The sequence below is a fragment of the Ruegeria sp. D1(2025) genome (genome assembly GCF_056536425.1).
The window spans coordinates 464,603-485,409 of the sequence record NZ_JBQFPO010000001.1 but is presented as its reverse complement, the minus strand read 5'-3'; the positions used below and the strand labels follow the sequence as shown (position 1 = coordinate 485,409).

Below are 20,807 nucleotides of genomic sequence, written 5' to 3'. Positions count from 1 at the left end.
TTCCGACTTGTCTATCCCAGTGGTCCCAGAGAAAAGTTCTGATACATGCCCCAGAAGGCCGTGACCAGTATCGAAAACATGCCGATCAACTGGGTGTACAGCCTGCATCGCATCAGGGTCCGGATGACCAAGTCAGGTTTGGGGATCTGCTGCAGCCGACGCGCGGTCGCCACATACAACATGACCACGATCGACATCGGAAACATCAGCAGGAAAACAGCCTGCGCGAACTCCACCCCATAATAAAAGCCCGATATCGCAAGCCCGGTCAGCACAAAACACGAAATCGCAAACAAAATGGCACCGGACATGTCCATGATGTACAGCATGCGGTTCGTGTTGATCCGGACGATATCCATCAGGTCCGTTTCGGCCTGCCCGCCCGAGCGTCGCGCGCGCACGATCAGATCATAGGGCACGCCAAGGACCCAATGGCTCACCGATGACCACATGACAGCCAGTGCGATCCAGAACCACAGGTTCGAGAAGCTTCGCAAATCAATGACTTCGGTAATCGAAGAGTATAAGTCCAAGCCATAACCCCTTAAACATTGTCTTACGGGGTTTTGTCACAATGCCGCGTCGATTGTTACCCTTGAGACCTACGCGTTTTCATGCCACCCAAAGCACGATTGTTCAAGGAGAACGCGCCATGAAACCGACCATCGCCCCCTATCCGCTCGCCCGTTTCCGCCGGGCCCGCCAGTCTGCGGCGATCCGGGGGCTGGTCCGCGAGAATACGCTGACGCCGGATGACCTGATCTGGCCGGTGTTCGTGCGCGACGGCGAAGGGGTCGAGGAACCGGTGCCGTCAATGCCGGGCGTCGTGCGCCGATCGGTCGATCTGATCGCCCACGCCGCCGTCGAGGCGCAGGCGCTTGGCATCCCAGCAATCTGTATTTTCCCCTATACCGACAGCGCCCTGAAAACCGAAGACTGCGCCGAAGCGTGGAATCCTGACAACCTGTCGAACCGGGCCATTCGTGCCATCAAGGATGCTGCCCCCGATATCGCCGTCATGACCGATGTGGCGCTGGATCCGTACAACATCAACGGCCATGACGGGTATGTCGTCGATGGCGAGATCGTAAATGACCGCACGGTCGAAGCACTGGTGAAAATGACGCTGGCGCAGGCGGATGCCGGCGCGGATATCATCGGCCCGTCGGACATGATGGATGGACGTATCGGTGCGATGCGCCACGCGCTCGAGTCTGCGGGGCATCACAACGTCATGATTCTCAGCTACGCCGCCAAGTATGCCAGCGCGTTTTACGGTCCGTTCCGCGATGCGGTTGGCGCATCGGGCGCACTGACCGGCGACAAGAAGACCTATCAGATGGACCCGGCCAATTCGAACGAGGCGCTGCGTCTGATCGAACGCGACCTGACCGAGGGCGCCGATATGGTGATGATCAAGCCGGGCATGCCTTATCTTGATATCTGCCGTCAGGTTAAAGACACGTTTGGCGCGCCGACCTATGCCTACCAGGTGTCGGGCGAGTTTGCGATGATCCGGGCGGCGGCCCAGAACGGATGGATCGATGGCGAGAAGGTGATGCTGGAAAGTCTGATGGCGTTCAAACGCGCGGGCTGTGACGGAGTTCTGACCTATTTCGCGCCCGAAGTAGCGCGCCTTCTGCAAGGCTAAAACCCCGCCCTGTCGCAATTTTTCGCCGATTGAAGGCCCCTGACCCGCAGCTTTCCCGTGACAGCCGGGCGCAATCGGCGTATTCTTGCACACAAGATCGGGAACACCCGACATATCAGGCACTTATTACAGAGACAGGAAACATGAGCAGTTCCAATTCCCCCCGACTGGGTCGTCGCGGCTTTGCACTTGGCATGGCAGGGCTGACATTTACCGCCGCCTGCGGGAACGGCGTCGGCAACACCAACGCAGCGACCATCGACGCCCGCGTCGATGCGACGCTGAACGAAATGTACAGCAAGTACCCCAACACGATCGAGATCGCCAGCAAGGCGAACGGTATGCTTGTCATGCCTCTGATCACCGAAGCAGGGTTCATCTTCGGCGGCGGTTTTGGCCAGGGCGCATTGCGAGTTCAGGGCGCGACAGTCGACTATTATTCCGCCGTAAAAGGCTCAGCCGGGCTGCAGATCGGCGCGCAGCAATACGCGCATGTTCTGTTCTTCATGACCGAAGACGCGCTGAACGACTTCCGCCGCTCCAACGGTTGGACCGCAGGCGCGGACATCGGCTATGTGGTCGATGCAACCGGCAGCAGCGTCGGGGCCAGTACCACGACATTGCGCACGCCTGTGATCGCAGCGGTCTTTGGTCAGGCGGGCCTGCTGTTCGGGGCGACCGTCGAAGGCATCAAATACACGCGTATTATTCCGTAACACCGGGTTACCACTCCCCCTCCTGCGGAGCCCCGCCACGTGTCGTTCAGCAGTGGCGGGGCTTACGTTTTTTGCGTTGACGACACGGAAATTGTTGTTCGGCTCCTCTTTCGGTTGGGATCGCCTTCCACTACTCTCGCCGCAAACGAATACCAATAAACTGTGGGGCAAGGATGGGTCTTGTATTTCGCTGGCTGGTGCGCATCACGTCGGGTCTTGTCCTGCTGGCGGTGGCGGCAGTTGCACTGGTCTATTTCCTCGCCAGCCAGTCCCTGCCCGAATACAATCAGACCCTAAAGGTCAATGGCCTGACCAGCCCGGTGGAAATCGTGCGCGACACATCAAACGTGCCGCATATTCTGGCCAAAAATGATCCGGATGTGTTCTTCGGCCTCGGATATGTGCATGCGCAGGATCGTCTTTGGCAGATGACCGTTATGCGCCGCACCGCGCAGGGGCGTCTGTCGGAAATTTTCGGTGCCCGAACTGTCAATATCGACAAGCTGCTGCGCCGTCTCGACCTTTATGGACTGGCCCATCGTTCTGTCGAGGTTCAGGACGACTACACCAAAGCAGCGCTGAAAGCCTACGCCGCTGGCGTGAACGCCCGGCTGAATGAAATCAACGACAAGGCCCTTGGGCGCGGCGCACCCGAGATGTTCCTGTTCAACGCCCCGGTCTCCCCCTGGCAACCGGGGGACAGCATCGCCGTAATCAAACTGATGGGCCTGCAATTGTCAGGCCATTTGCAGGACGAGGTGCTGCGCGCACGTACATCACTGATGCTGAATAACCCGGACCGACTGGCGGACATACTGCCCGACGTTCCCGGCCCGGGAATCGCCGCATTGCCCGAATATGCCAGCCTGTTCCCCGGCCTGCCCCGATACGCGCGGGGAACGTCGATGCCTGACACCCCGCTTTCGCCCTTTCCAAAACGCGGCCTTGCCGGTGCGTCGAATGCCTGGAGCGCCGCGCCATCGCGGTCTGCCAGTGGCGGAACCCTGCTTGCGAACGACCCACATCTTGGCTTTACCGCACCCGGCGTGTGGTATCTGGCACGGCTGGGGCTGGCCAAAGGCGGCGTGATCGGCGCGAGTATTCCCGGCATTCCCGCCATCATGACCGGGCGCAGCGACCGGTTGGGCTGGGGCCTGACCTCATCTTATCTGGACGATCAGGATGTCCATATCGAACAACTGAACCCGGAAAACCCCGAAGAATACCTGACACCGGACGGATACAAAACATTCCAGACCCGCCCGTCGATCATCGAGATCAAAGACCAGCCGCCCATCACTCTGACCCTGCGCTGGACGGAAAACGGCCCGGTGCTGCCCGGCACTCACTACGATCTGGAAGCCATCACACCCACGGGCCATGTGGCCTCGCTTGCGTGGACGGCGCTTAGCCCGCGTGACACGTCGATGACCGCTTCGATGGCGCTGATGAATGCGGATACGGTGCAGCAGGCCATCACGGCCGCCGAAGATTTCATCTCGCCCTCGCAAAACCTGTCACTGGTGGACAGGGACACGATCGCCATGAAGCTGATCGGCGCCATGCCACAACGCGACCTGCGCAACCAAAGCAAGGGCCGCATTCCGACCCCCGGCTGGCTTGCCGAGAACCGCTGGCAAGGCCGCATGCCTTATGCCGACAACCCAGAGTTCGTGGCCCCAAGGGGTGGCGTTCTGGGTAACACCAACAACAAGATCATAGACCGCCCCTTCCCTCAGCACGTGTCGTATGAATGGGGCGACACCCAGCGTGTCCATCGCTGGGAACGCCTGATGCAGTCACGCGAGGTGCACACCCGCGACAGCTTTATCGAGGCGCAGCTCGACACCGTCAGTTTCACCGCCCGGTCTCTGTTGCCCCTGATTGGAGCGGACCTGTGGTTCACCGGCGAATCCGCTCCTGTCGGCACAGCGGAACGTCAGCGCCAGATCGCCCTGGCCCTGCTGGCCGAGTGGAACGGCGAGATGAACGAGCATCTGCCGGAACCGCTGATCTATGCGGCATGGCTGCGCGCGCTGCAGAACCGGCTGATCGCGGATGAACTGGGCCCGCTGGCCAGCGAGTTCAAACATGTCGAACCGCTGTTTATCGAAAGGGTCTACCGCGACATCGACGGGGCCTCGGTCTGGTGCGACGTCCGTCAAAGTGCGCCGGTTGAGACCTGCACCGACATGGCAAGACTGGCGCTGGACGATGCTCTGATCTGGATTGCCGAGAATTACGGCAGCGCCCTGGAATCCCTGCGCTGGGGCGACGCGCATCAGGCCACCCATGACCACCCGGTTCTGGGTTCGGTTCCGGTGCTGCGCTATTTCGTGAACATTCGTCAATCGACCAGCGGCGGAGACAACACCCTGCTGCGCGGCCGAACCTCGGGCGAAGGGCCCGACCCGTTCCAGAACGTACATGGCGCAGGCTATCGCGGCGTCTATGACTTCGCCGACCCGGACAGTTCGGTCTTTATTACCGCCACGGGTCAGTCAGGCCATTTTCTGTCACGCTATTACGACGATCAGGCACAACTGTGGCGGCGCGGAGAGTATCTGCCAATGTCCCTGGACATCGGTCTTGCCCGTGCTGCGGCCGTCGGTGTCACCCACCTGATCCCGCGTTAATACCCCGCGTCGGCAAGACCTTGCCCCTTTTTTGCGCGGACGTGGACGCAAACAGGTGTTTTCGCCTACGATCTGCGGGCGGACTTTTTGGGACCGGGGGCACAGATGGCCAGTATTCAGGACAGGCTGAACAATCTCGCGCGCGACTATGCGATTGCATGGAGTTCGGGCGACGCAGATGTCGTCGCCAGTTTTTTTGCATCAGACGGCCAGATTTCAATCAACCGGGGAGACCTGATCGTAGGTCGCGCGGCGATTGCTGAAATGGCGCGTGGCCTTTTCGCAGAATTTCCCGATCTGGAAGTCAGGTGCGATATGCTGCGTTGGGCCGGAAATCACGCGATTTTTGTCTGGACGCTGGAAGGGCACCATGCGCAAACCGGAAACCATGTCGTCACCCGCGGCTGGGAAGAATGGGAACTGACGGCCGATCATGAAGTCCAGTCTTCACTGGATTGGTTCGACGCCGATGACTATCAGCGTCAAATCGACGGGCGATAGGCACAAGTCCAGACCGGGTTATTCCGAGGTAATCGAATACTTGCGTGGAATGCCTTCTGTAACCATGAACCAGCGCGAGGCTTTCATGCGTTCCTGATGTGCGTCGAACGCAGCCCGGTTTTCAAAGACCTCATGAACGTTGAACTGACCGGGGATGCCCGGATCCTCAACGACCTCGAAGGTGACACAACCGGGTTCGGCGCGCGTCAGCGCGATATGTTCTGAAAGCGCGGCACGGACCTGTTCAAGCCTTTCGGCAGGCACAGCGATGTGCCCACTCAAATAGACCTTCTTGCTGTCTTCCTTCGTCAAAACCAGATCCCGGATCAAAGAGCAGCAAATTGCGCCGCTTGCTTCGCGGTCCAAAGCACCGTGATCTCGAACCCGTTTTCGGTCTGTTGCTCGGACCGGACCACATCCTGCCGAAACAGCCACGCGCGCTTGCCGCCATCGGCAAACCCCAGCGTCAAAGTTTCCTTATGCCGCACGCCCTGCAATTTGGTTGCAATCTCGGCCAGCAGCGCCTCGACGCCTTCGCCGGTCACTGCCGAGATGGCAAAGATCGAAGCATCACGTTCCGCACGCGCCAAAGCGGCCTCACGTTCGTCGTCAGTCATCAGGTCGATCTTGTTCCAGACCTCCAGCCGGGGCCGTTCATCATCGACCCCCAGCGAGGTCAGAATGGCCTCGACATCCTGTGCCTGTGCTTCGGTGTCCTCGTGGCTGATATCGCGGACATGCACGACCAGATCGGCACCCAGCACCTCCTCCAGCGTGGCGCGAAATGCGGCGACCAGTTCGGTGGGCAGGTTCGAGATAAAACCAACGGTATCCGACAGGATCACCTCGGGGCCGTCGGGCAACTCGACCCGCCGCATGGTCGGGTCCAGCGTAGCGAACAACATGTCCTTGGCCATCACTTCAGCACCCGTCAGACGGTTGAACAATGTGGATTTTCCGGCGTTGGTGTACCCAACCAGCGCGACAATCGGATACGGAACCTTGGCCCGCGCGGCGCGGTGCAGCGTGCGGGTCTTGACCACCTTCTGCAACTGGCGACGCAGGCGCACAAGCTGTTCGTCAATCGCACGCCGGTCGGCCTCGATCTGGGTTTCGCCCGGTCCACCGACAAACCCCAAGCCGCCCCGCTGGCGTTCCAGGTGGGTCCAGGCCCGAACAAGCCGCGTCCGCTGGTAGCTGAGCGCGGCCATCTCGACCTGCAACACACCTTCGCGGGTACGCGCCCGATCGCTGAAGATCTCCAGGATCAATCCGGTCCGGTCAAGGATCTTGACCTTCCACGCTTTCTCAAGATTGCGTTGCTGAACCGGCGTCACCGGGCCATCGATCAGAACCAGTTCGACCTCGTGCTCGTGCAGTCGCCCGCCTAGTTCTTCGATCTTGCCGCTGCCGAACAAAAGCCCCGGCTGGGCCCGTGGCAGGCGAACGATTTCCGACCCGACCACATCCAGATCGGGCAAAGCAGCGGCTAGTGCCACCGCTTCTTCCAGCGCCGGTCCCGGGACACGGCGCTGTTCATCTGATTTGATTTCAGGATGCAGCACCCAGGCCCGGGTGCGCGCCCTCTCATGTTCCATCAAGAGGCGTCTTCGCCCTCATACAGGCTGATCGGCTGCGACGGCATGATCGTCGAAATCGCGTGCTTGTAGACAAGCTGCGACTGTCCGTCGCGGCGCAACAATACGCAGAAATTGTCGAACCAGGTGATCACACCCTGCAATTTCACACCGTTGATCAGGAAAATCGTGACCGGAACCTTTGCTTTCCGTACATTATTCAGGAACGCGTCCTGAAGATTCTGTCTGTCCGAAGCCATATTTTTATAATCTCGCCATTGTTCTTGCTACGCGCTGCGGACCAACGCGCTCCCTCCGGGTGAGTATGGAGCGGAGTTCACAGATATTCCAGATTAAAAATCAGGCACTAATTCCTTTTGCTGACCCCACGTCAGTCCCGCCAGAGGGCCGGGGTGATCAAGGCAATGATCGCCAGTGTTTCAAGCCGGCCGATTACCATTGCTGCGCACATCGTCAGTTTTGCACCTGCAGTCATATCGATCAGCCGGATCGGAACGTCAGTTGCCAGTTCAATCAAGGGGCCGGTCGTACTCAGCGCGGCAACAGTCAGAACCATTGCCTGTTCGAACCCGGCCCCCATGGCGGCGAGTAACAGATTGAACACCGCCGCCGTAAGCGCGAACATCATCAAGAAGATCCAGGCGATGAAGGCGCCATTGGTCTGAATGCGCCGGTTCCCGCCGCCAACGCCGCTGACCGATGACGGATAGATCAGCCGGTCGATCTCGCGCGCGCCATTGAGGTATAGCGCAAACACACGCAACAGCTTGACCCCGCCGGCCGTGGTGGCGACCCCTCCCCCGATCAGGGCCAGCCCCATCAGGATCAGACCCGGTGTTCCCAGCCCCGAAAGCTGTTGCGCATCGTCCCAGTTGCTGCTTTCGAATCCTGCCGTTGTCAGAAAAGACAAGGCTGTAAATGTCATGCCCCATATCACCTTAAGGCCCTGAAGCACCGACATCTGGCCGTCGATTTCGTTCACACCAGCCAACACGCGAAAGAACAGCAGGGCTGCTACGGCAACCACGATCAACAATCCGATGCGGAATTCGGGGTCCTTATCCAGCCGGGAGTAGCCCGAGGTCGCCGTATCTGCCGAAAACGTCAGCCTTGACAATGCAAAGAACAGGAACAGGAACAGGATCGCCTCACCGGTCAAACCTGCCTGAGCCCCTTCCATCCCGCCCACCGGGGAAATGCCGGAGGTCGCCATGACCGACATCGCGTGGCTTACGGCGGTCAGGCCAACCTCACCGGCAATCAGCAGCAATATCCAGACCACCGCAGTCAGCCCTGCATAGACGGGTGTCAGGGTTCGCGCCACACGCAGCAGGCGTCCCCTTGGATCAACCTTTTCGCTTTGCGCAACACCGGAAACCGGTCGTCCCGGCTGACCCTGAGCGGTAATCTCAAACCCGCCCAAGGACAACGGCGCCAGAATCGCCGCTGCGGAAATCCACATCAGCAAACCACCCATCCAGCCCACAAACGCCCGCCACAGATGCAGCGGCGCAGTCAGGCGGTCGGGGTTCGGAAACAGGTCGGCGCCGGTTGTGGTCATCGCGCTGACCATATCAAAATACGCGTTCAGGAAGGTGGTGTTGCCAAGCGCATCGTGAAACGGGATCGCCAAAAACACGGGCAGAACGGTAAAACAGCCCAGCAGAACGGCCAACTGCCCCAATGTGCCGCGCCGAGGTATCCTGTTGGACGAGGCCAGCGCGATGCTCGCCACAAGAAACAGTCCAAGCAGGCCCGAGTAGAAGAACGATCGCGACGTGTCGTGGTCATCCAATACCAGCGCGTAGACTGCGGGCACCCACATCGAGAACGCGGTTATTCCCCAAATCAACAGAAACAGCGGCAAACGCCGCAAAAGCCCGATCCGTTGTGTCCGCGCGTGTGCCATCAGAAGAAATCGATCGAAACCTGCATCAAGCGCTCGACCTCGGGCACGTCCTTGGCCATGGCAAAGATGGCCACCACATCCTTTTCATCAATCCGCAGGCTGCCGGTCGGGCGCAGCAACTCGTCGCCCTTGCGCACCGCGCCGACCAGAACACCTTCGGGGAAATCGATGTCGCGCAGTCTCTGCCCCGCCATGGGAGAGGTTGACAGCACTTCGGCCTCGATCACTTCGGCCTCGGCATCGCCGATGGAATAGACCTGCCGCACCCGGCCGTGACGGATATGGCGCAGGATCGAGCTGACGGTGGTCGCGCGCGGGTTGATATAGGCGTCGATCCCTAATGGCCCCATGAGCGCCACCATGCTGGGATCGTTGATCAGCGCGATCGCCATCGCGCAACCCTCGGCCTTGGCACGTACCGCGGCCAACAGATTGGCACGGTCGTCATCCGTGACGGCCAGCATCGCGTCGGCCCGTTCAATGCCAGCCTCCCGCAGCAATGCCGCATCCAGCCCGTCGCCGTTCAGAACAATCGTCCGCTCCAGCGCTTCTGCGGCCAGTTCGGCGCATCGGCGGTCGCGTTCGATGATCTTGGCGCGCACGCGGCTTTCGCGTTCTTCCAGCGTGCGAGCCACTTCAAGGCCGACATTGCCGCCACCCACAATGACGACTCGGTCCTGTTTCTTTTGTGCTTTGCCGAACACCTCCATCGTGCGCTCGACGTCGTTGACGCTGGTGAAGACATAGCATTCGTCACCTATAAACAGCTGATCCTCGGATTCCGGTGCAAACAGCGTGCCGTCCCGGCGTACACCGACTACGATCGAGCTGAGCGTCGAAAACAGGTCGGTCAGCTGTCTGAGCGGCGTGTTGATGATCGGACAATCTTCATCCACTCGGATGCCCAGCAATTGCGCCTTGCCATCCATGAAAATCTCGGTGTCAAAAGCCGCCGGGGCCGACAGGCGGCGCATGGCGGCGGCGGCGACCTCGCGTTCCGGGCTGATCACCACGTCGATGGGAAGATGGTCCCGGCGAAACAGGTCCGCATGAATCGCTGTCAGATAGGATTTGGACCGAAGACGAGCGATTTTTCGCGGTATCGAAAACACCGAATGCGCCATCTGGCAGGTGACCATGTTCACCTCATCCGAGTGGGTCGCGGCGATGATCATGTCTGCATCGCGGGCCCCGGCCCGTTCCAACACATCCGGATAGCTGGCGAAGCCTGCGATACCCTGCACGTCCAGCGTTTCGGTCGCGCGTCGCACCAGATCAGGATTGTTGTCCACCACTGTCACGTCGTTCAGTTCGCCCGAAAGGTGCCGTGCAATTTGCCAGCCGACCTGACCCGCACCGCAAATGATGACCTTCATGTTCCTGGCCCTTCTGCCTGAAATCTTTGAATGACAGATGCCCCCAAAGCGGTCAATTGAATTGTCATGGAACAGGGAGTGAGGCAAGATATGCGCATGAAAACAATGCTACGCGCCTTTATTCCTTTGTTCTTGCTGTCTTCTTGCGGGCCTCTGTCACTCTATTACCGCGAAGGTGCCAGCGTGGCGCGATTGCAGCAGGAGACCACGCAATGCCAGGTAAAGGCCCTGAATGAAGTGCCTGTTGCCAACCAGGTCCGCCAAAGCCCACCCGTCTATTGGCCGGGGCGCACCTATTGCGATGGTCGCGGCCACTGCTACCGTTCACCCGGATGGTGGGAACCCGGACGCGTCTATACAGTTGATGTGAATCAGGACCTGCGCAACACGGTCGAGGCGCAATGCATGGCCAAAAAGGGTTTTCGCCCGGTCAGCCTGCCACCTTGCAAACAAGCGGTGAAATCCCGGGTATCGCTGACCCGTACGACAACCCTGCCGCCGCTAAGCACCGAGTCCTGTTTCGTGAAGTTCGACGACGGGTCGTTTCAGATCATAACGCCGGGCCACACCGGCTGAACCGGCGGGTTATTCCGCCGGTTCCGGTTCATCCAGTTGCGCGACACGCGCGCCGGATTTGTTCGATGTGACCACGCCAAGCGACTTCAGCTTGCGGTGCAGCGCACTGCGCTCCATCCCGACGAAACTGGCGGTGCGACTGATATTGCCGCCGAAACGGTTAATCTGTGTCAGCAGATACTCCCGCTCGAACGCCTCGCGCGCCTCGCGCAGCGGCAATGTTGCCAGCGCGCCGGACAGAACCACGCGACCAGAATCTTCGGCCTTTTCCTCGTCGTTGGGCAGTTCCCGCGCCTCGATCGGGCCGGTTCCATCCCCCAGGATCAGCACACGTTCGATCAGGTTTTTGAGCTGACGCACATTGCCCGGCCATGTCATGGTCTGCAGCAGTGCAATTGCCTCGTCCGACAATTCGCGAACGGGCAAGCCCTGCGCTTCGTTGCACATTTCGATAAAGTGCTGCGCCAATACCGGAATGTCCTCACGCCGGTCTTCTAGAGACGGCACCGCAATCGGAACAACATTCAGGCGGTGATACAACTCTTCCCGGAACCGTTCAGCGGTGATCTCTTCCTCCAAGTCCCGATTGGTCGAAGATATGACGCGTAGATCAACCCGGACCTTGTCGGTTCCGCCAACCCGCTGAAACTGCTGATCCACCAGAACCCGCAGAATCTTGGACTGCGTGCCCAATGGCATATCGGCGACCTCATCAAAGAAGATCACGCCGCCATGGGCTTCCTCAAGCAGGCCTGATTCAACACCGCGTTCCGATGTCTCGCGGCCAAACAGCACCTCTTCCATCCGCTCGGGCTCGACCCCGGCGCAATTCACGGTCACGAAAGGCGCATTGGCACGATTGGAATGTGCGTGGATATAGCGTGCCGCGATTTCCTTGCCCGACCCGGCAGGGCCGCTCAGCATCACGCGGCCGTTGGACTTCGTCACCTTGTCCAACTGGCCCTGCATCGCACGGAACGATGCCGATTTGCCGATCATGTCCGAGCAGCTGACCTCCTTCCGCTTGAGCGACGCGTTTTCGCGACGCAGACGCGAGGTTTCCATCGCGCGCCGGATCACCACCATCAACTGGTCAATGTTGAATGGCTTTTCGATAAAGTCATAAGCGCCCTGCTTGATGGCTGCCACGGCAATCTCGATATTCCCGTGACCGGAAATAATCACAACGGGCACGTCCGGGTTGTCGCGCTTTACCGCTTTCAGGATGTCGATCCCGTCCATTCGGCTGTCCTTGAGCCAGATGTCGAGGATCAAAAGACCCGGAGGTTCAGCGTTGATCGACGCCATGCAATCGTCCGAATTGCCGGCAAGTCGGGTTGAATAGCCTTCGTCCTCCAGAATGTCGGACACCAGCTCGCGAATATCGCGTTCGTCATCTACGATCAGAATGTCGCTCATCTTTGGCCTGCTTTCAGTTTGTTGGTTTTAATAGCCTGCTTCTGTGGCGCGACTGACGGGGAAACACTGCCCCCGGGTAACCGGATCACGGCCATTGCGCCAAAATGGTCCTGTCCGTCAAATACGGGCGCGTCTTCCAAAGTCAGCGCTCCGCCATGTTCTTCGATGATCTTCTTCACGATGGGCAGGCCAAGGCCGGTGCCCTCGTCGCGGGTGGTCACATAGGGTTCAAACAGACGCGCCCGGTCTTCCGGCAACCCGATCCCGTTGTCCGCGATGGTGATCTGTGTCCCGGCATCATCTGTCGATACCCTAACCTTGATCTGCGGCTGGAGGTTTTCAGGTGCACCTTTTTCCTTCAAGGTTCCAATGGCTTCGCCGGCGTTCTTGATAAGGTTGGTCAGGGCCTGATTCAACATCGTCGCATCCACATCCGCCGGAATCGCGCGGTTGGGCAGATCTGCATCGATCTGCACATCCGGCTGCCCGGCCTGCTGGAGCAGAACAGCCTCGCGCACTAGATCAACGATGTTTTCCTCGCGCCGTTCCGGTTCCGGCATGCGAGCGAACTTCGAGAATTCGTCAACAATGCGCCGCAGGTCGTTCGTCTGCCGGACAATGACATCCGTCATCGATTCCAGGCTGCTGCTGTCCTCCTCGTCCAGCTTGCGCGAGAACTTTCGCTTGATCCTCTCGGCACTCAACTGAATCGGGGTCAGAGGGTTTTTGATCTCATGCGCGATCCGGCGCGCCACGTCGCCCCAGGCTGCCATCCGCTGCGCGCTGACCAGGTCGGTCACGTCGTCAAAGGCAACCACATAACCTTCCAACCCGCCATCCTCGCCGCGCCGAGTAGCCATGCGGACCAGAAGGTTCTCCAACTGGCCCTTTCGGGTGACTTTTATCTCTTCCTGAACAGCCTCTTGCCCGCTTTCCTTAAGGTTCTCGAACAAAGGCAGGAACTCGGGTACCGCGATACCGATCGCCAAAAGCTCCTCTCCCCGCGACCAGTCCAGCAGACGCTGGGCGGATCGGTTCACAAATGTAACGCACCCGTCAGGATCAACTCCGACGACCCCTGAGGTTACAGAACTGAGCACTGAATCGAACAGTCGACGACGGTGTTCGATATGGCGAGTGTTTTCCAACAGCGTGTCCCGCTGGCCTTTCAACTGGCGGGTCATCTGGTTGAAATACCGACCCAGCATCGCGATCTCGTCATCGCTGGCCTCTTCAATAACCTGAACGCTCAGGTCACCCGCGCCAACACGCTGCGCTGCTGTGGTCAGGCGGCCCACCGGGCGAGACAAGCGTTCAGCAAACCACATGCCCAACGACATCGCCGCCAGGATCAGGATCACCGCGAAACCCAGATACAACAGGCCGAATTCAAACAGCACCCTGCCTCGTTCGCTTTCAAGCTGCTGATAGAACTGCGCTGTTTCCTTGGTGTCATCCAAAAGGGTCAGCAATTGCCCGTCCACGTCACGGCTGACATAAAGGTAACGGTCCAGATACGCCCGCAAAGGGACCAGCGCCCTGAATTCGCTGTTTTGCCAGTCCGCGATGATCAGCAGGCCCCGGTGGGTCGCGTTCGCCAGTTGCTCAGCCGTGGGTTCTTCGTAGTTGAACAGGTAAGACCTGTCGCCCCGGGCCCGGATATCGCCGCTACCGTCAATGACATAAGCTTCACGCAGGCCACGCTGAATCTGCGACTGGCCCTGGGCCAGAACCTCGCGCAACTCAGCGTCAGAAATATAATAATCCAGAGACCGAGCATTATCCAAAAACCGGGCCAGAACGGTCGCGTCCTGTGTCAGGCCCTGACGGTGTTCCTGTTCATAGGCTTCGGCCGCACTGAGCGACGACCCGACAACTTCGCGCACACGATCCGAAAACCAACCCTCCAGACCGATATTCACGGTCAGTCCGGCAAAAATCGCCACGGTCACAGTCGGCACCAGCGCCAGCAGCGTGAACGCGCCGATCAGGCGCAAATGCAAACGGGAACCTGCTGACTTGGCGCGTCGGGCCGCGATCAGACTGCCGACCTGACTCAGTACAAGTGCGGCCACGACCAGCACATAGACAAGGTCGGCCAACAGGATCAGGCGCAATGTCGGCGCGGCCGAACCCAGATCGAACGGACCAATGACAAGATAGGTGGCAAGCGCCAGTGCTGGCCCCAGAAGAACCAGCCCCAAGGTGCCGAAATTGCGCAGTTTTCGGGATTTTCGCCATCGATTAATCGATGGTATTGGCCCGCTCTGTGCCCGGGTTGCCACCGTCTGCCCTCATCCTGATGTGCCGCTTGTGCGGCTTACCGCCATATGTCGTGGTCCTTGCCAGGTAGAAACCCGAATGCCACGGTTTGTGTGGCGATATTACATCAGTTTGCGACGGCGTGTCACCTCAATATCGAGGTCGATGATCTTTTTTCGCAGCGTATTTCGGTTAATCCCCAGTAAATCCGAACATTTTGCCTGATTTCCGCCGGTTGCGTCCAACGCGATTTCGATCAGCGGCGCCTCAACTTCGCGCAGGATACGCTGATACAGTCCCGGAGGCGGCAACATGTTGCCGTGCAGATCGAAATACCGCCGCAGATGCCGCGCGACCGAGGCCGACAGTTTCTCACGCTCTCCGCCCCCCAGAACCGGTTCGGCCTCAGGCTGGCTGCCCAGAACCATCTCGACTTCGGTTTTGGATATCTCATCCGCCTGACTGGTCAGCCCAAGGCGGCGCACCGCGTTCTCCAGTTGCCGCACATTCCCGGGCCACGAATAACGGCGCACCAGTTCAACCGCTTCGCCGCTGAGCCAGCGTTTCGTGCCGGTCTCACGCTCTTCCCGTGCCAGAAAATGATCGGCCAGCAAAGTAATGTCGTCCATTCTTTCGCGCAGGGCCGGAACGTGGATCGTCGCGCCACACAGACGATAATACAGATCCTGGCGCACGCGGCCGCTTTCCATTGCTTCGGTCAGGTCCGACTGGCTGGTTGCCATGAAGCGCGGCAGATGATCGCCCGGGCTGTCCATCATCCGCACGATCCGGGCCTGAATGTCGTCTTCGATATCTGCGATTTCGTCGATCAGCAGGGTGCCGCCCCGAACCCGCGCCATGACGCGGGCGGGTCCTTCCAGATCCCGCAACTCAGACGCGGTGACGGACACAAAGGGCAATGTCCGACGATCCGAGAAGTCATGTATTGCCTTCGCAATCAATGACTTGCCGGTTCCACTTTCACCGGAAATCATAACCGGCAGATCGGTGTTCATGACCCGCGCCACCAGCCGGTACAGCGCCTGCATAACCGGCGTACGCCCGACCAGAGGCAATTCCTCCGGGCGATCCCGAACCAATTCCGGGGCACCAGACTGCGGGCGTTGCTTCTGATCCAGCGCCCGGGCCGTTCTTTTCATCAGATCCGGCAGATCAAAAGGCTTCGGCAGATAGTCATAAGCGTCGGCCTCAGCCGCCTGAATTGCCGTCATGATCGTGTTCTGGGCCGAGATCACGATAACCGGCAATCCCGGCCTGTCCTGCGCGATCTTCGGCAGCATCTCAAGCCCATTGCCGTCCGGCATGACCACGTCCGAGATGACCACATCGCCTTTGCCCTCTCCGACCCAGCGCATCAGCGTCGTCAAAGAAGAAGTTGCGTGCACCTTGCATCCCGCACGAGTCAGTGCCTGCGTCAGAACCGTCCGGATCGTGCGGTCGTCATCTGCGACCAGAACTGTGCCATCCATCTGCTGTTCTCCTTGCTATGCCATTTGCCGCCGGTTTCAATTTCATTGCGCGTCCCGTGGCGCCCGCCTGAGTGACAGGCGAAAAACCGTCCGGCCCGGAACCGACTCGGCCGAAACCCAGCCGTCGTGGTCGGAGACGATCTTGCTGACCAGCGCCAGACCAAGACCCGTGCCGTTTTCCCTGCCAGAGACAAAGGGATCGAAAATGTCGCTCAGGATGTCTTCGGGCAAGCCAGGGCCGTCATCGATGATTTCGATCTGCAGTGGCAGGGAATGGCCGGACCCATCGTTGCGCCGCAGACGAAATGAATGTTCGAAATAGGTGCGCAGGCGAATGGTCCCGCCTTCCGGCCCGGCTGCCTCGGATGCGTTTTTCAGAAGGTTCAGAATGACCTGCAGGATCTGGTCCTGATCGCCATAGGCCAGCGGCAGCGACGGATCATAATCCTCGACAATCTTCATATGTGCGCCGAACCCCAGCAGCGCCGAACGCCGCGCACGGTCCAGCACGTCATGCAGGTTGACCGGTTGGAAGTCCGGCTGCGACAGGTTTCCGAACTGCTCCACCTGCTCCAACAGCTTTACGATCCGGCGGCTTTCTTCGACAATTAAGTCTGTTAACTCAATATCTTGCTGAGATATATTCATGCTAAGCAACTGGGCAGCTCCAGTGATGCCAGCCAGCGGGTTTTTGATCTCATGCGCCAGCATTTCGGCCATTCCGATAGCCGATTGCGCGGCGGATTTCACCGTGTTCCCGCGAGTCATCCGTCCGGCCAGTTCGCGCGGAGAAAGGATCATGATCATTGATCCCGGATGGCCCATCAACGGCGCGATCTGCAGCGCACATTGCAGCGGCGCACGGCTGCCCGATCCAACATCCACATCATTGACGAACAACGGCGAACCATTCTGCCGTGCTCTCAGAAACGCCTCCTCCAGGGGGGCGTCGACGGCTATCTGATCCCACACCGGATGCCCGACAACCGAACGGCGCGAGGCGTTCAGGAACCCCTCACCCGCCGAATTGACGTCGGCGATCCGGTCGTCACCGTCGATGATGAATGCCGGAACCGGCAATGAGGCCCAAATGCTCTGATCCGAGGTCATGCCGCCGCTTCCCCCTGATGCGGGATTGCATCCGCGATCAAACGCAGAACTTCGGATGTATCACGCGATGTCAGTATCGCGCGGCGCAAGGCGGCGGGCGTTCCTGCTTCGTCCATGTACCACCCCAGATGCTTGCGAGCGACGCGCAGACCAAGGTCGGGTCCATAGAAATCCAACATGGCCTGATAGTGCTCCTGCACCATCGCGCTCAGATCATGCCCTGTCGGAACGTCCGGCGCGTCGGCACCGAACAGGTCGTGACATAACTGCGCCGGCAACCAAGGCTTTCCCTGCGCCCCACGTCCGACCATCACGCCGTCGGCACCCGAGTGATCCAAGGCGGTCCGTGCGGTTTGCGTGTCGACGATGTCGCCGTTTGCTATGACCGGAATGGTCACTGCCTCTTTCACTGCACGGATGGCCTGCCAGTCTGCGTGTCCCTTGTAGAACTGACAGCGTGTTCGACCGTGGATCGTGACCATCCGAATACCGGCATCCTGCGCCCTGCGCGCCACATCCGGCGCGTTCAGCAGGCTGTCGTCCCAACCCAGCCGGGTCTTCAGCGTCACCGGAACATCCACCGCCTCCACCACCGCCTCGATCAGTGTCAGGGCATGGTCGGGCGTTTTCAGAAGGGCTGAACCCGAATACCCGTTGGTCACCTTCTTGGCTGGACAGCCCATGTTGATGTCGATCACCCGCGCGCCGCGATCAGCGACCTGCCGCGCGGCTTCCGCCATCCAGCGTGCTTCACGCCCGGCAAGCTGAACGGCGGTATTTTCGACATCCGCCGAAAGCTCGGCCCGTTCGCGCACGCCCGGTTTTGCCTGCACCATTTCCTGGCTGGCGACCATTTCGCTGACAACCATGCCCGCGCCAAAGCGCATCACCAGATCGCGATACGGGCGATCGGTGATTCCGGCCATCGGCGCCAGCAAAACCGGCGGGTACAAAGGCTTGTCAGCAAGATGCAGGGTCAAAGTGCTTATTCCTTGGGCAGTTGCGCATTTAATATCGAATTCTGCGCATATGACCAAGAAATCCGCATGCCACAAGCCTGCAAAATCATCACATGCCTAATTTTTAGGCAGATTGACGCGGGCGATTGCCTCTGCATTCACCGCATCCTAAACAATGACCCAACGCAGGAGAGCAGACCTCATGACCACCGCCGTCATTATTGTCGCCGCCGGACGCGGAATGCGCGCGGGTGGCGTAACGCCAAAACAATGGCGCACTTTGGCCGGACGTCGCGTGGCCGACTGGACACTCGACAGGTTCCGGGGGCTGGTCGATCACATCGTTCTGGTCCTTTCCCCCGACGACCAAGCCGCCCGAGCCGAATTTGGCGGTACCGATCTGATTGTGGCGACGGGAGGAGCAGACCGCGCCGGGTCTGTCCGCAATGGCCTGCAGGCACTGGCGGACAAGACTGTGACACACGTCCTCATCCACGATGTCGCCCGGCCCTGTGTCAGCCGCGCCACCATCCTCGACGTACTGGCGGCACTGAACGACAACAGCGCCGCAGCACCGGGGGTGGCGGTGACCGACGCGCTCTGGACCGGCGACGGTTCCGCTGTCACGGGCACACAGGATCGCACTGGATTGTATGCGGCCCAGACCCCTCAGGGGTTTCACTATGACGCCATCGTTGCAGCCCATACCGCACACCCCGGCGGCGCCGCGGACGACGTTGAAGTCGCCCGCGCGGCAGGGATAGGCGTGGCTATCGTGCCCGGCGACGCAGACAACATCAAAATCACCCGACCCGAGGATTTTGCCCGGGCGGAACGTATCATGGGAACGAACATGGAAGTAAGGCTGGGCAACGGGTACGACGTTCACCGATTTGGTGATGGAGATCATGTGATCCTGTGTGGTGTAAAAGTGCCGCATGATCGCGGGCTTCAGGGACATTCGGATGCCGATGTCGGGATGCACGCCGTAACCGACGCAATCTATGGCGCGCTGGCGCAGGGAGATATCGGTCAGCATTTCCCACCATCGGATCCGCAATGGAAAGGGGCCGCCAGCGCGATATTTCTGCGGCACGCGGTCGAACTGGCCGAACAGATGGGCTACCGCATCTCGAATGTCGATTGCACACTTGTTTGCGAACATCCCAAGATCGGTCCTCACGCGCCCGCAATGCGCGAAGAAATGTCGAATATCATGGGATTGCGGGCCGATCAGGTCTCGGTCAAGGCGACCACGTCCGAACGTCTGGGCTTTACCGGCCGCAGTGAGGGCATCGCGTCACTGGCCACGGCCTGTCTGGTGAAGTCATGAACGCGGCGCGTCTGATTGGAACCGTTGGCGGCGTAGGCTACCTGCGCCCCGCCCCCGGCACCTGGGGGTCACTGGCCGCGCTGCCGATGGTCTGGGTATTGCACACGCTGGGTGGCTTCCCCTTGCTGGCCCTGGCTACTCTGATCGTCTTTGTCGCAGGGCTCTGGGCCACAAAGGTCATGACGGCAGGTCAGGATGACCACGATCCGTCGGAAATCGTGATTGACGAGGTTGCAGGGCAGTTCATCGCCCTCTGGGCAATTTCCTACCCGGCCTGGGCGCACGGGCTGGAAATCACCGCGCTCTGGCCCGGTTGGGTGGCGGGTTTCGTGCTGTTTCGCCTGTTCGACATCACCAAACCCGGCCCTGTCGGCTGGGCTGACCGGCGTGGCGACCCGATGGGCGTGATGCTGGATGACGTGATCGCCGGTGTGTTTTCAGCCATCTGCGTCGCGCTGCTGGCCGGCTTTTCGCATGGGGTATTGGGCCTGTGAGCGTCACCGACATCCTGAATCGGGCCAAGGCAAAGGGGGTGATGATCGCCACAGCCGAAAGCTGCACTGGCGGCCTTGTTGCCGCCGCGCTGACAGATATTCCCGGCAGTTCTGCCGTGGTGGAACGCGGCTTTGTCACCTACACCAATACCGCCAAACAGCAGATGCTTGGCGTGCAGGCTGACACTCTGGAAGCCCACGGAGCAGTATCAGAGCAGGTCGCACGGGAAATGGCAGAGGGCGCGCTGAAGCATTCGGGCGCTCAGCTGACTGTCTCTGTCACCGGAATTGCCGGTCCGGGTGGGTCTGAATTCAAGCCGGAAGGTCGTGTGTGCTTCGGTCTGGCGGCCGAAGGTCAGGAAACCATAACCGAAACCGTCGAGTTTGGTGCCCTGGGCCGGGACAAGGTGCGCATTGCCGCACGGGACCACGCCCTTGATCTGTTGTATCGGCACCTCCAGAAAGGCGCCAAAGCTCAGGGCCTGTGACCTAAGACCACTCAACGCACAATCACGTGATGCCGAGTAACATCATCCGCGGCGCAGGCAGCCGGTTCCCCCCTTTTTCTTCTGCCACATTGCTCACAAAGTGCTGAGCTGTAACGTGTTTCCTCAGGTCGGCCCACTTGGCTGCGGGCATACTGTTTCAGCTACCGCACAGGCATGACTGACACTAAGCGGGAGGCAATTTGCCGGTTGCACAGCGAAGTCCCTTTCGCGTAAATGCCCTGATCCGGGCAGGCCTAGCCCACCTAGGCCCGTCCAGCAGCCCGCAAGG

Annotated in this window: 19 protein-coding genes; 8 read left to right on the top strand and 11 right to left on the bottom strand. The window is 59.9% G+C overall.

The genetic code is table 11. The features are described from left to right. Positions 1 to 11 precede the first annotated feature (11 nt). Positions 12 to 533 carry a component of SufBCD complex gene (locus ACR1XU_RS02540; protein WP_170610777.1) on the bottom strand — a complete coding sequence of 174 codons (522 nt, stop codon included), beginning with the start codon at positions 531 to 533 and terminating at the stop codon, positions 12 to 14. Between the two features lie 119 nt (positions 534 to 652). Here ACR1XU_RS02540 and hemB point away from each other — a divergent pair, with 119 nt between their 5' ends. The 4 genes from hemB to ACR1XU_RS02520 all read left to right on the top strand — a co-directional run bounded on the left by hemB (position 653) and on the right by ACR1XU_RS02520 (position 5,504). Then, positions 653 to 1,651 carry a porphobilinogen synthase gene (gene hemB, locus ACR1XU_RS02535; RefSeq protein WP_170619164.1) on the top strand — a complete coding sequence of 333 codons (999 nt, stop codon included), beginning with the start codon at positions 653 to 655 and terminating at the stop codon, positions 1,649 to 1,651. Positions 1,652 to 1,794: 143 nt separating this feature from the next. After that, entirely contained in the window at positions 1,795 to 2,367 is a 573-nt protein-coding gene (locus ACR1XU_RS02530; RefSeq protein WP_170610771.1) for a lipid-binding SYLF domain-containing protein, read from the top strand. A 173-nt stretch (positions 2,368 to 2,540) separates the two neighbouring features. Beyond that, positions 2,541 to 5,003 (top strand): penicillin acylase family protein, encoded by a 2,463-nt coding sequence (locus tag ACR1XU_RS02525; protein ID WP_480905442.1) that lies wholly within the window; start codon positions 2,541 to 2,543, stop codon positions 5,001 to 5,003. Between the two features lie 105 nt (positions 5,004 to 5,108). Next, positions 5,109 to 5,504, top strand: a complete 396-nt coding sequence (locus ACR1XU_RS02520) for an SgcJ/EcaC family oxidoreductase (RefSeq protein ID WP_480905440.1) — start codon at positions 5,109 to 5,111, stop codon at positions 5,502 to 5,504. 18 nt (positions 5,505 to 5,522) lie between these two features. Here the strand turns inward: ACR1XU_RS02520 and ACR1XU_RS02515 are convergent, their stop codons facing one another. The 5 genes from ACR1XU_RS02515 to trkA form a co-directional block, all read right to left on the bottom strand. After that, the gene (locus tag ACR1XU_RS02515) at positions 5,523 to 5,816 is read right to left on the bottom strand and encodes a putative quinol monooxygenase (protein ID WP_170805602.1); all 294 of its coding nucleotides are present in this window, start codon (positions 5,814 to 5,816) and stop codon (positions 5,523 to 5,525) included. Positions 5,817 to 5,830: 14 nt separating this feature from the next. Then, the gene (hflX, locus tag ACR1XU_RS02510) at positions 5,831 to 7,102 is read right to left on the bottom strand and encodes a GTPase HflX (protein ID WP_480811651.1); all 1,272 of its coding nucleotides are present in this window, start codon (positions 7,100 to 7,102) and stop codon (positions 5,831 to 5,833) included. Further along, the gene (hfq, locus tag ACR1XU_RS02505; RefSeq protein WP_010440340.1) at positions 7,102 to 7,341 is read right to left on the bottom strand and encodes an RNA chaperone Hfq; all 240 of its coding nucleotides are present in this window, start codon (positions 7,339 to 7,341) and stop codon (positions 7,102 to 7,104) included. Before hfq ends, hflX begins: the two co-directional genes overlap by 1 nt. A 131-nt stretch (positions 7,342 to 7,472) precedes the next feature. After that, positions 7,473 to 9,011 (bottom strand): TrkH family potassium uptake protein, encoded by a 1,539-nt coding sequence (locus ACR1XU_RS02500; RefSeq protein ID WP_170610757.1) that lies wholly within the window; start codon positions 9,009 to 9,011, stop codon positions 7,473 to 7,475. Further along, positions 9,011 to 10,387, bottom strand: coding sequence for a Trk system potassium transporter TrkA (gene trkA / locus ACR1XU_RS02495; protein WP_170805600.1), 1,377 nt, complete (start codon positions 10,385 to 10,387; stop codon positions 9,011 to 9,013). The genes ACR1XU_RS02500 and trkA overlap by 1 nt, the downstream gene beginning before the upstream one ends. Before the next feature lie 96 nt (positions 10,388 to 10,483). Between trkA and ACR1XU_RS02490 the strand changes: the two genes are divergently transcribed. After that, positions 10,484 to 10,963 carry a hypothetical protein gene (locus tag ACR1XU_RS02490; protein WP_170619163.1) on the top strand — a complete coding sequence of 160 codons (480 nt, stop codon included), beginning with the start codon at positions 10,484 to 10,486 and terminating at the stop codon, positions 10,961 to 10,963. A gap of 9 nt (positions 10,964 to 10,972) precedes the next feature. Here ACR1XU_RS02490 and ntrX read toward each other — a convergent pair whose 3' ends face one another. The 5 genes from ntrX to dusB form a co-directional block, all read right to left on the bottom strand. Then, positions 10,973 to 12,382 carry a nitrogen assimilation response regulator NtrX gene (gene ntrX, locus ACR1XU_RS02485; RefSeq protein ID WP_170610749.1) on the bottom strand — a complete coding sequence of 470 codons (1,410 nt, stop codon included), beginning with the start codon at positions 12,380 to 12,382 and terminating at the stop codon, positions 10,973 to 10,975. Beyond that, entirely contained in the window at positions 12,379 to 14,667 is a 2,289-nt protein-coding gene (locus tag ACR1XU_RS02480; protein ID WP_480905437.1) for a sensor histidine kinase NtrY-like, read from the bottom strand. Before ACR1XU_RS02480 ends, ntrX begins: the two co-directional genes overlap by 4 nt. Positions 14,668 to 14,766: 99 nt before the next feature. Next, complete coding sequence (locus ACR1XU_RS02475; RefSeq protein WP_480905434.1) at positions 14,767 to 16,134, bottom strand: response regulator; 1,368 nt, start codon at positions 16,132 to 16,134, stop codon at positions 14,767 to 14,769. A 42-nt stretch (positions 16,135 to 16,176) separates the two neighbouring features. Then, the gene (locus ACR1XU_RS02470) at positions 16,177 to 17,244 is read right to left on the bottom strand and encodes an ATP-binding protein (RefSeq protein ID WP_170610739.1); all 1,068 of its coding nucleotides are present in this window, start codon (positions 17,242 to 17,244) and stop codon (positions 16,177 to 16,179) included. Continuing rightward, entirely contained in the window at positions 17,241 to 18,224 is a 984-nt protein-coding gene (gene dusB, locus ACR1XU_RS02465) for a tRNA dihydrouridine synthase DusB (RefSeq protein ID WP_480905431.1), read from the bottom strand. Before dusB ends, ACR1XU_RS02470 begins: the two co-directional genes overlap by 4 nt. Before the next feature lie 181 nt (positions 18,225 to 18,405). Here dusB and ACR1XU_RS02460 point away from each other — a divergent pair, with 181 nt between their 5' ends. From ACR1XU_RS02460 to ACR1XU_RS02450, 3 genes are read left to right on the top strand one after another with little or no spacing between them, the layout of a single operon-like run. Beyond that, positions 18,406 to 19,536: a bifunctional 2-C-methyl-D-erythritol 4-phosphate cytidylyltransferase/2-C-methyl-D-erythritol 2,4-cyclodiphosphate synthase gene (locus ACR1XU_RS02460; protein ID WP_480905428.1), complete on the top strand. Its 1,131-nt coding sequence runs from the start codon at positions 18,406 to 18,408 to the stop codon at positions 19,534 to 19,536. After that, positions 19,533 to 20,030, top strand: coding sequence for a phosphatidylglycerophosphatase A family protein (locus ACR1XU_RS02455; protein WP_170677368.1), 498 nt, complete (start codon positions 19,533 to 19,535; stop codon positions 20,028 to 20,030). Before ACR1XU_RS02460 ends, ACR1XU_RS02455 begins: the two co-directional genes overlap by 4 nt. After that, positions 20,027 to 20,518 (top strand): CinA family protein, encoded by a 492-nt coding sequence (locus ACR1XU_RS02450; RefSeq protein WP_480905425.1) that lies wholly within the window; start codon positions 20,027 to 20,029, stop codon positions 20,516 to 20,518. The genes ACR1XU_RS02455 and ACR1XU_RS02450 overlap by 4 nt, the downstream gene beginning before the upstream one ends. Positions 20,519 to 20,807 lie beyond the last annotated feature (289 nt).

What these genes read in the sequence shown, in the direction of transcription:
- ACR1XU_RS02475 (WP_480905434.1), bottom strand. Translation starts at nt 16,134, where the DNA reads ATGGATGGCACAGTTCTGGTCGCAGATGACGACCGCACGATCCGGACG.
- ACR1XU_RS02525 (WP_480905442.1), top strand. Translation starts at nt 2,541, where the DNA reads ATGGGTCTTGTATTTCGCTGGCTGGTGCGCATCACGTCGGGTCTTGTC.
- ACR1XU_RS02520 (WP_480905440.1), top strand. Translation starts at nt 5,109, where the DNA reads ATGGCCAGTATTCAGGACAGGCTGAACAATCTCGCGCGCGACTATGCG.
- ACR1XU_RS02455 (WP_170677368.1), top strand. Translation starts at nt 19,533, where the DNA reads ATGAACGCGGCGCGTCTGATTGGAACCGTTGGCGGCGTAGGCTACCTG.
- ntrX (WP_170610749.1), bottom strand. Translation starts at nt 12,382, where the DNA reads ATGAGCGACATTCTGATCGTAGATGACGAACGCGATATTCGCGAGCTG.
- ACR1XU_RS02500 (WP_170610757.1), bottom strand. Translation starts at nt 9,011, where the DNA reads ATGGCACACGCGCGGACACAACGGATCGGGCTTTTGCGGCGTTTGCCG.
- ACR1XU_RS02530 (WP_170610771.1), top strand. Translation starts at nt 1,795, where the DNA reads ATGAGCAGTTCCAATTCCCCCCGACTGGGTCGTCGCGGCTTTGCACTT.
- ACR1XU_RS02460 (WP_480905428.1), top strand. Translation starts at nt 18,406, where the DNA reads ATGACCACCGCCGTCATTATTGTCGCCGCCGGACGCGGAATGCGCGCG.
- hfq (WP_010440340.1), bottom strand. Translation starts at nt 7,341, where the DNA reads ATGGCTTCGGACAGACAGAATCTTCAGGACGCGTTCCTGAATAATGTA.
- ACR1XU_RS02470 (WP_170610739.1), bottom strand. Translation starts at nt 17,244, where the DNA reads ATGACCTCGGATCAGAGCATTTGGGCCTCATTGCCGGTTCCGGCATTC.
- trkA (WP_170805600.1), bottom strand. Translation starts at nt 10,387, where the DNA reads ATGAAGGTCATCATTTGCGGTGCGGGTCAGGTCGGCTGGCAAATTGCA.
- ACR1XU_RS02490 (WP_170619163.1), top strand. Translation starts at nt 10,484, where the DNA reads ATGAAAACAATGCTACGCGCCTTTATTCCTTTGTTCTTGCTGTCTTCT.
- hemB (WP_170619164.1), top strand. Translation starts at nt 653, where the DNA reads ATGAAACCGACCATCGCCCCCTATCCGCTCGCCCGTTTCCGCCGGGCC.
- hflX (WP_480811651.1), bottom strand. Translation starts at nt 7,102, where the DNA reads ATGGAACATGAGAGGGCGCGCACCCGGGCCTGGGTGCTGCATCCTGAA.